The sequence below is a fragment of the Nostoc sp. FACHB-152 genome, from assembly GCF_014697475.1.
GTDB lineage: Bacteria > Cyanobacteriota > Cyanobacteriia > Cyanobacteriales > Nostocaceae > Nostoc_B.
Genome location: NZ_JACJRV010000139.1, coordinates 1 through 10215 on the forward strand (window position 1 = coordinate 1; position 10215 = coordinate 10215).

General features: G+C 38.4%; 9 protein-coding genes. All 9 read right to left on the reverse strand.

What is annotated here, in order from left to right; translation table 11 throughout:
• Positions 1-135: 135 nt before the first annotated feature.
• The 9 genes from H6G76_RS35195 to H6G76_RS35235 all read right to left on the reverse strand — a co-directional run bounded on the left by H6G76_RS35195 (position 136) and on the right by H6G76_RS35235 (position 9735).
• Entirely contained in the window at positions 136-777 is a 642-nt protein-coding gene (locus tag H6G76_RS35195) for a phage tail protein (protein WP_190710820.1), read from the reverse strand.
• The gene (locus H6G76_RS35200; RefSeq protein WP_190710821.1) at positions 777-1970 is read right to left on the reverse strand and encodes a baseplate J/gp47 family protein; all 1194 of its coding nucleotides are present in this window, start codon (positions 1968-1970) and stop codon (positions 777-779) included. Before H6G76_RS35200 ends, H6G76_RS35195 begins: the two co-directional genes overlap by 1 nt.
• A 2-nt stretch (positions 1971-1972) precedes the next feature.
• On the reverse strand, positions 1973-2305 hold the full coding sequence (locus tag H6G76_RS35205) for a hypothetical protein (RefSeq protein ID WP_190710822.1): 333 nt from the start codon (positions 2303-2305) through the stop codon (positions 1973-1975).
• A 71-nt stretch (positions 2306-2376) separates the two neighbouring features.
• Complete coding sequence (locus H6G76_RS35210) at positions 2377-3108, reverse strand: hypothetical protein (RefSeq protein WP_190710823.1); 732 nt, start codon at positions 3106-3108, stop codon at positions 2377-2379.
• Between the two features lie 3 nt (positions 3109-3111).
• A complete protein-coding gene (locus H6G76_RS35215) occupies positions 3112-5856 on the reverse strand; it encodes a peptidoglycan DD-metalloendopeptidase family protein (protein ID WP_190710824.1) in 2745 nt (914 codons plus the stop codon).
• A 2-nt stretch (positions 5857-5858) separates the two neighbouring features.
• Positions 5859-6272, reverse strand: coding sequence for a LysM peptidoglycan-binding domain-containing protein (locus H6G76_RS35220; RefSeq protein ID WP_190710825.1), 414 nt, complete (start codon positions 6270-6272; stop codon positions 5859-5861).
• Positions 6269-7030 carry a hypothetical protein gene (locus H6G76_RS35225; protein ID WP_190710826.1) on the reverse strand — a complete coding sequence of 254 codons (762 nt, stop codon included), beginning with the start codon at positions 7028-7030 and terminating at the stop codon, positions 6269-6271. The genes H6G76_RS35220 and H6G76_RS35225 overlap by 4 nt, the downstream gene beginning before the upstream one ends.
• A 45-nt stretch (positions 7031-7075) precedes the next feature.
• Positions 7076-9100, reverse strand: coding sequence for a hypothetical protein (locus H6G76_RS35230; RefSeq protein WP_190710827.1), 2025 nt, complete (start codon positions 9098-9100; stop codon positions 7076-7078).
• A 206-nt stretch (positions 9101-9306) separates the two neighbouring features.
• Positions 9307-9735, reverse strand: a complete 429-nt coding sequence (locus H6G76_RS35235; RefSeq protein WP_190710828.1) for a hypothetical protein — start codon at positions 9733-9735, stop codon at positions 9307-9309.
• Between the last annotated feature and the right edge of the window lie 480 nt (positions 9736-10215).

The following is a 10215-nucleotide window of genomic DNA, read 5'->3' on the forward strand; positions in this document are numbered from 1 at the left end:
CTGCAACTATTTTTTCGCGCAGATCGATTGAATATGCTTTCATAAAAAGATAATATTTTTATTCTTATTAACTGTACCCCATAACAGCAGGAAGTGCTGTAAGTCTTACTTGTCCTAAATCTGTCATTATTTATCCTATTGAAATACAATCAATTCTCCAGTATCAGAAGTTAGGAAGGTTTGAGTATCTACAGCAGCCACATTGTAGAAGAACTCAGGTATGATATCTCTTCTATACCTAACTTCACTCTTGCACCACAATGGCCCAAATAATCTATTTATCTTCCTAGCTAATTTGAATTCATAACCTTCTTGTGCATATCTAGAAGGTAGTAGTACTTTGTATTGCCATGCTCCACTTCCTAATTTGTCAATGGAAACTTGAGAAACCCCTAATATAAAAGAAGAACCTGTCCAAATCTCATGTTCAATACCTAAAGCATTAAGTACAAAACTTAATACTTCTCTACTACCTTTGTTCTTCCAAATTAGGGTATATGAGTTTGCTAGAAGTAATCTCTTAGAAGAAGTCTTCCATGACTTATCCCAATACTCCCCTGTAAACCCGCATAAAGGTGCTAGGAAATCTAACCAATTCTCATCACAAGTTGTAGGATCAAGATTTCTTGGTAAGTCATCTATCTTTGCTTTATTTTGGGTTAGTAATTCATCCCAATATTCAGTTAACCAATCTGCTACAGGATTCTCTTGGTAAACCTCTGGTAGTCTACTGAATATAGGTCTACCAGTTTGCCAAGCTTGATATGTAGTTGTCATTAGATGCCTCCAAATTCTTCAGGCTCACCAGCCCCACGCAGAGCATCATAGGAACCACCATTGTCAGTAGCTAGTCTGATATAAAAGCTGTATGCAGCAGGTAGCGTCCATTTATTAGGTAGGGCAATGTTAGAAGCCTGACCATTGAGGATTAAACTTTGGATATCTCTAATTCCTTCAGTAGAGCGTAATACATACTCAACTTCATTTAGTATTACATCCTGGTCTAAAGGATAGGTACTAGGATTAAGATAGCCTTGAAAAGCTTCCCAAAGGTCATTAACTACTGTTTCTGGGTCTGCTCCTGTAGCTAACCTTGCTACTAACTCACCAGATACATTTTGTATCTCCATTGGTGAGCAATATAGGGAACTACCTAATTGAATGCTTTGATATAATGATTGTCTAACCTGAAGTAATTGAGCAGAGTTAGCTGGCTGTTGATTGGTATTTAATAGGAATAAGTGAACTGCCCCTAATTCCTCCTTATCTCTACCAGATGAAAGTAAGCCAATAGCTTTACATCTAGATTTATCCCCTAAGATTTCCTCAGCAGCATCCTCATAGTCTGAAGCTGAAACTAAGTTTCTTAGTCTTAATCTACTTAACGCCCTCTCAATAGTTTGAGTTTGGTTTTCTTCATCTGTGCCTCCATTAGCAGGTTCAATGTTAGTTACACCAGCTAGGAAGGTTAGAGGCTGTGTAATACCAGTTAAAGTGTACGCAGGTAGGTTATAATTACTTCCAGTCTCTTCAGCAGTAGCGGTCACTGAGCCAGAAACTAACCCAGTTGGGATTGTTAAAAGGGCATCAGTGAAGAAACTGTAATTACCAGAATCATCTACTACCTCAAAACCTTGAGGGATAGTAAAGTCAACTGACTGAGGGGAGCTAATATTAAAAGTTAAAGTAGCTTTAGCTTTGGTTCCTAAACTTCTCTGTACTCCAGTAACCTTTAAGAAATCAACCACTAAAGCTAAAGGCAATTGGTTAATATAATAAAGTAACTCTGCGCCTGCAAAAGCTTGACCCTGAATTAGAGCAGCTACAGGGGAGTTTTCAGAGAAGTCATTCAATTGCCCATTAGAGGCATTAGATACAACCACTTGAGCTTCAGCTACCAATGTCTCCTCATTACGTGGGTCTATTAGTATGCTTTGTAGTGGTATAGTTTGATTTAGTTCTTCATCCATAGTTACAGGGTCACTTTTAAAGTAGACTCATCCCCCTCATAACTCCAGTAAACATAAACTTCAACTTCCCCAGTGTCACTTAAAGAACCTTGAACTTCAAAGTTAACTTGAGGTATATAGTCTTGAAGACCTTCCTTAATATTGGAGGTTATGAGAGAGATATCAGAGATGGTTTCAAATAAGTAATCTTTCATTCCATAGGCAGGACGCATAACACGTTGTCTTGGCTCAGTTTGCAACCAAGAAAGTATATGCCCCTTAAATAAATCCCCTTCTGAAGTAACAGCAAGGTTGCCACTTACAACAGAAAGGGGAAAGTTAATACCTTTTGTCATATATGTTCTATTGTCTATAAATTAAGGTATGTCCAAACTGATTCTGAAGGGAGAGAATCAGTTTAGGGTAATTACCAGCCACGTTGAACTAAGGAATCCCCTCTACTATCAACTGCGCCCAAGGTGGTTATAGATTTCCCATTAATGGTCATAGTCCCTACATTGGTGAGGTGAAAGCCAAAGCCGCCGCAGTCAATAGTTAACACCCCACCTGACATCTGGGTTGTTCCATTGCTAAATATCTTAATTGCCCAAGTACCTGCTTTAAACATGACATATTGAGCCGCCTGTAGTGTAATAGCTTGCAAGGCATTCATGAAGATATTTCCCTTCACTTCAGCAGCAATATCTTTCTCAGAACTCCACTTAATATCGTCAGCATTTGTGGTTATTTTACCATCTACAGTTAGTGAATCATCTCCCCTGACTGTTGATAATTTATCTCCAGGGATTACCTCTGAGTAGTCTTTAATTATGTCATCTTTATTAGCAGGAGGATTGGTGTCATTAACTATAGAAAGATAAAAAGCATTAGACTCATTTCCATCTGCATAAAACAGTAAAACAGTTTGCCCCACAGTAGGTAAAGGTGGGTCTATAAATGGGTGAGTTTGTAATCTCCTAATCCAGTCAGATTCCAACCCAGGAGAGCTAGGAAGGGCTACCTTAATCCTGCGTCTATTAGCTGGGTCTGAAACATTTGTTACTATGGATAATGTGGGGTAGGGAGTTCTGCCAACAGAGTCTAAAGCTATTTGGTTTGCCCTTTCAGAATCTTTAATTACTTTAAATAGTTCTTGCATATATTAAGCTCTATAGAATTTGAGTGGGTTAAGGTCAACTCCATTCTTTCTTATCTCTGTATGAAGATGTGTTCCGCGTGATGCCCCAGAGTTGCCTTCAGTACCTATCTCTTGACCTTGCTGAACTTGCTGACCAGTAGTAACCTTTAAGCTGCCAGGGAATAAGTGAGCATATCTAGTCATCCATCCCCCACCATGATCAATGTCAACTACCCAACCATAACCCCTATGTCCATTTTCATTAGCTCCAAAACCAGCAAAGCTAACTGTACCAGCAGCAGCAGCCATTACCATACTGCCTGCTCCCGTACCTCCAACAGAGGAGATATCAATACCTTTGTGGTTAGGTCTTCTTGAGTTTTCTGAACGGTGTCTAGATGTAACAGCACCTACAGTCATAGGTCTTATAAACTTAGGTGCTTCTGGGTCAAAACTACTATTAGTTCCGTCAACTAAAACAGGATTAGAAATTGACTTAACTTCGTTATTAGTAATAGCAGCACTAGCTGTCTTATTTTTCAAAGGAGAATAACAAGTTAATTTAGTAGTAAATTTTCCAGTTTGATACTCATGGGTAACTGTATCTACTACCCAATATCTGTCCAATGCAGTGGATATACCTTCAGTTTTAAAAGGAGTGTCAGGGTCTAATGTTAAAGCTTCAGGAGTGGTAGGAAATTCAGCAGCAGCTAAAATACCCTTAATTCTGTCTTCATTAGCCTTTCTTTGGGCATCTGGAGTATTAGTATCCCCAGTAGTTTTAGGGGCTGGTAAGGGCAAAGGAGAGCCTGTAGTAGAGACATCTTGATTAGCTCCTGTACCTACCAAATTCTCTTTTCTCTTTTGTTTAACTTGTCCTGTATCAGGGTCTATTTCAAACTTCCTTTCCCCTGTAGAATTATTACTTCCTGGTTGAGAAGACCTAGCTCCACCTTTTGAGTCAGTAGATGCTTGATGAGTAACTTCAAAGAATGTACCCATATTCTCACCATAGGAAAGTACAAACACCTGTTGATTAGCGTCTATTCCCTTTCTAGGTTGTATATATAAAGTCGCACCTTTGGTATAAACTCTATAACCAATTCTCCTAGCTTCAATCAATAAGGCTTCATAATCTGATTGACCTCTCTGAGGGAAATATTCATACTTAGGCCCCTCTTCAGGCATGACTAATTTCATGCCATAAGATGAAGTAATTTTTTGAGCTAACTTCTTAAAAGTAATATTAGTGTAGACACTATTCTTAACCCTTTGAGTTAACACCCAAGAGGCAGATTGCCCAGTGAACTCAAGTGAATGTGGGTCAAATAAAGAATACTTTAAACCCACATGAATGAAGCTATAAGCAGCTATTGTTTTACCACCGTAACCTAATTCAACTGTTATTTGAGAACCTGATTTAGTAGTAGCTGTAGGTGGGTTTTCTACTTGAGGGGAATTAGAAGAGGATACAGAGGATTTAGCATCAGAGGAAGGTAATGTTCCACCTTGGTATACTAGTAATCTTTGCTTATAGTATTCTCTTAACTGGCTGAGACTCTTTGTAGGTTGCCCATAAGGAGACCCTGGTAGGGATGCCCATTCTGTGTTTAACTTACTAATAGCAGTATCAAAGTTACCTTGAAGGACATCATTGTAAGCTCCTCTATTTTGTATTAACCAAACTGCTGCTTTATCTTGAGAGATTGGGCTAAAGTCAGGTAGGTTTAAAGCTCTCTTAGCATTCTCCCAGGTAGGGGAAGGTGAGCCTGATAGAAACTGATATCTACCAGCAGCATTAGATACTAAACTACCTGACCTAAACTTCCTTTTAGGATGGTCTGCATAAGATGTAAATGTCTTACCAGTGAACATAATATTATAACCCCCATTCTGCTCAAAAATGGAAGCATAGCCACTGTTTTCTGCATAGGCTATAACGTCTAAGAAGGCTCTCATCCTTACAGGTAATGAGGCATCCTGAGTAAAGTTTCCAGGTCTACTACTTATTTGGGAAGCCTTAACCGCTTCCCTGGATTTAGTATTACTTGAAGATGAGGTTGTTACCTTTTCTTCTATTAATTCAATCTTGACATTTACAAGACCTTGTGGGGCATTATCAGTTAAAGCCTTCCAAGCTCCCCTAACTAAATCTATCTTTCTGTCTGGGTGTTCTTGTAAAGGTCTAATTACCTGACCATTGGGGGCGATCGCAAAGGGGCCTCTGTCAATTATCTTAACTATGATTGATTTATTATTAGAAAGGTTTGTAACCCTTACCTTGGTATATTTGTACTTAGTATCTGCCATTGCAGCAAACATACCTTCAAAATCAATCTTGTCCCCATAGGCTCCAGTGTCACCACCATCATAAACACTTCCCCAACCATAGGTAGATGCTTTTACATTCTCAAAAATAACACTACCTGTAGTATTAGCAGAACCGTCATCTACAGCAGGGTTTTCAATAGAACTAACTTGAGGAGAGGTAGAAGTTTCAGCAGGTGCTTGAATTGGGGCTAGTCCCCCAACAGACTCAATATAGGTGAAGTATTTATCAGCCAGTTTCTTATCAGGGTCACGTACAGTAAACCTACAATTAGATTGAACTTTACCTTCCCCTAAAGTGACGGCTGCTTTAAAAAGCTTTCCATCTCCTACTGTAAAAACATCAGCATCTTTACTATTAGGATTACCTACTGTAATGCGTACAAAGGGTTCTAATAGTGATTGAGAGGGATTGGGATTATTAATATTAAATAGAGTCATAATTAAAGCACCCAAGAAACGTAAGACCATTCAGGAGCATCCATCACCTGTTTAGATAGGTTGTTGACTCCTTTTGCTAGAGAACTTAAATCTAAGTCTTTTAATAGTTGGGTATTATCTACACCTAACAACTTAGTAATAGATTTACCTGCTCTGGTGTCAAGGATTTCTTTGACTACAGATTGAACTTCACCATTTAATTCTGTAATCTCAGAACTAGCACTATCTAATACTTTCTGTACCTCTTCTTTAATAGGAATCTTAATACTGCTGCCCACTTTCAACTCATCAAATATGTTCAGGTTATTGAAGTAGGCAAGCTCTTTCCATGAAGAATAATCCCCTAATATTTCATAGGCTAGGCTGCTTAGGGTATCTCCAGCCTTAACCTCAATTATTTTAGGTAACGTACTCATTTCTTAATTAAAGTGTTATTAGTAGTAATAAATTTAGTTCCTACTAAAGTACCCACTGTCCCAAGGTTTCTCTTCTTTAAATCCTGTAAAGTGACTGTTCCATTTGAGACTACAGTTAGGGAATACTTATTAAGTCTGACTAAAGAAGCTATATTGTCAGGTAGCTTTTTAACATTAGTTTTAAGCCATTCTTTTGCCTTTGTAGAGGCATCTTGCTGCTGTCTAGGTGTTAGTGACTTAGAGGTATTTGAGGAGGCTTTCTGGCTGTTCTGGCTGCCTGTGGGTGAATCATTAGGTATTTCTATTAGAGTGAGGTTAACTCTAGCAGAAGCCACTTCCCCATCTAACCAAGATGTCTCAGTCCAGTTTAAATCTGTTATTAAACAAGGCCCAAAGGAATCAGAACCCCAAACAAACTTCACAGGGGTAGGGGCATATCTGCCTTGTGAGGGATTGGCTACCATCAAGGCTTGCAGTCTTTGTAGTAGCAATTTACATGACTTACCTTGGTTGTATGTTTCTAACAGTAAATTAGGTAATTGTAGGGTTAACCCTGTAGTGTATTTATAGAATTGAGAAGGGGTGGAGGTTAGAGCAGTGACACCTTCATCTAGCTTGACCTGTCTAGAGAATGACTTCTCCTCTGGGTTGAACAGAAAGGTGAAGACTGATTGGTTTTTGTTATCTACTAAATAGGCAAAGATGTCAGGTGTATTCTTAGCACTATTAAGTCCTTGAATTACTGAATTATTAATCATATATATAAAAAAATAGACCCCACCTTTTAGGGGTGGGGAAGTAAGTTATATAACAGGAGTATTAATATAACCTTGAGAGAACTTTTGATACTCATAGACTATATATTTCATTACGTCTTGAGCAATCTCCTGAGCATTTGTAGCTTGAGTTACTATGGTTATATTTCCTACATTAAGGGAACCTTTATTACCCAAAGCTGACATTAATTGAGACTGCTGTTGCTGATTTAATATAGCTTCTGAAGTATTAGCTATTACAATTCCTGAACCTGAAGGAGCCTGCTTTTGCTCTTTAGCTACAGCCTGCATGATTGAGGAGTTATTGTAACCATTAAAACCATTTAAGGTTTGTTTACTCCGCTTAAGGAACTCTTCTTTAGTTATCTCCCCGGCATCATATTGAGCCTTTAAATTATCCCAGCTATCATTTCTTACTTTGGTGTTAGTAGCATCTATAGAGTTACCAGTGAGTGCTTCACCAATAATCTTAAGGGGGTCTGCTATTATTCTCTTAACGGCATCTACTAAGTCTTGTGCGCTTTTTTTGATGCCATCTATATCAAAGGTCACTATGCTTTTTATTAAATCAAACCCAGAGGTAAATGCCCTACCAATCTGACCAAAATAATCAGATACTAATGAAGAAATCTGCTCCCAGTTATCAATAATTGCTTTAGCTAAGGCAGCGATCGCTAACCCAGCAGCCACTGCTAATATTACAGGCAACCCAGCAGTACCAGCCACAAAGGTAGCTAATAAGCCTCCTGCAAAGGTAGTTAGGGCAGGGACAACACCAACATTTATCAAGATGCCTGCTGCTAAGGTGGCATAAACACCTGAGTCTAGGTTGGCTAGGAATGAACCTATACCTTGGAAGAAATCACCAATGTAACCTGATAATTTCCCGGCTATAAATCCATAGTCTAAACCTTTGAGAAAGTCAAAAGCACCATTAACTAATTCAGCTAATCCCTTACCAGCAGACTGAGCTAAGGGGGCTAAATCAACGTCTAATAACTTAGCAAAGAAACCTGATACTTTAGCTTTTAAGACTTCTACATCTCCAGTATTATTAAAGTCAGTAAGTATGCTATTTAGCTGCTTAACTTTGTCAGTGAAGAATAGGATGCCATTTCTTAATAACTCCATTGGGTCTCCAAAGGTAATCCCTAATAGAGACATAGTTACACCCAGTGAAGTTAGTAAACCTTCAGGCCCAATTAAGGCAGCTAACCCTTGATTTAAAGCATTAAGTACAGATTGCTCACCTTTGGTATTCTTATCTAAATCCCTCATTAAACCAAACAAACCTTTAGAAGGTTCAAATAGATTTGACTTGAGAGATTCAATTAACCCACCAACTGAATTAGAGGCAGCATTAATAGTGTCTGGGGTTACTAATTGAGCTTGAACCGCTTTTAATATCTCTGCCCTTTCTTTAACAGTTAACTGCTCTAACTTCTTACCTGAAACTGCTAACTTTTTCTCTACTAAGGCTAAGAAAGCAGGGTTGGCTTCAGCAAATAGTAATTGTTGTAACTGGGATAGGGAGGAGCCGCCTAAGAATTTAGCAGTGAATTTAGAGACATCTTTAGAAGCTACATCTGAAGCTGCACCTAATACCCCTAAACCCTTTGTAATGTCCTCTAAGCCCTCTAAAAAAGCTCCTTCATTAAATACCCCATTAGCATCAACAAAGGCAGGTATAAGGTTATCTTGGATGCCTAGCGCAATATCTTTGTAAGCTTGAGTATTCCCAGGTAAAGATGCAGCAGCTTCAGCTAACCTATCATTAATCTTACTAATTACTTGTTCTGCATCAGAGAAAGTTCTACCAGTTAAAGCAGCATATGTGGATGCTCCAGTAATGTTATTTAACTGAAGTTGTGCAGATTCCTTGAACTTAGAATTAAGTGCAGAGAATGCAGAAGATATGCCAGAAGTTAGTGCAGTTGCTAACAGATTGGCTCTTAAGGTAGCTCCCTCAATTGAGTTTTGTAAACCAGAGATTACCCTAGAAGCCTCATCACGGGCTGAAATAGTGACGACAACTTGATTATTGCTACTCATTAAATTCTACCCCCTGCAAACCCCATTGCTCTTCCTTGGAGGGTATTTGACTCTTCTGGTAATCTATATAAGTGTAAAGGTGATATAAGCATTCTGAAATTTCCATCTCCAAGAAAGAAAAATAGGAGGGTGATAGATTCCCCCCTACTGATGAGATGAGTGATTTTAGAAGTAATTGATATGTCCAGTAGGATTGACCTTGTAGATTAAACAGCAGGTTTCTTTCTGGTGAGATAATCAAGTTTATCTCGAAAAAAGCCTAACCCAGCCACCATCCTTTCTAAGTCTTCTATTTCTAGAGTATTTATTAATTGGTCAAAAGATACTGAAGATTTATCACCAAACTTAGTAATACAAAGTGAAGCTAATTTAATTAAAGTGAAGGTATCTGTCAAATACTCTTGAGGGGACTGCTTAATAAAGCTTTCTAATAAACCAAACTGTTTAACTTTAGGAGACTTCATTACCACAGGAGTACCATCAACTAACTCAAAGCTAACGGTCTGGTTATCTGGGTCATAGGCAGCTTGAAACTCATCAGATTTCTCTTGGGGGGTAGTATTTACTTCCTCATTAGATTTAGTTTCAACTACCGCATCTAATTTACTTACTTCCGTAATCACTCTCTTAGCCATAATTATCTACCTAATTATTTAAAATCTGCGCTCTCTACAGAGAACTCAACCTTAATCATTGTGGTCTTTGAACCATCAGCAGTATCAATACCTTCAGCAATTGAGTAGCTTTCTACTCTACAGCCTGTTAAGTCCCAAGCTTTATTACCTCTGAACTCATTAGAACCTTGAGCATTAGATACTCTCTTAATGGGGCGTAATCTAAAGTCAAAGGAACTACCGTTTTCCTTATCTTTGAGGAAGGTTAATACTGTCTCATCTTTCTCAGGGTCATAAGGTTTACCAATTGTAATGTTCTGGTATTCCTTAATCCCGCCTTCAGTTGTCCTAATTACGTTAGAAAGCCCGTCACTGAATTTAGAACTCTTACGTCCATACTTACAGCACTTCCTGCTGTTATGGGGTACAGTTAATAAGAATAAAAATATTATCTTTTTATGAAAGCATATTCAATCGATCTGCGCGAAAAAATAGTTGCAG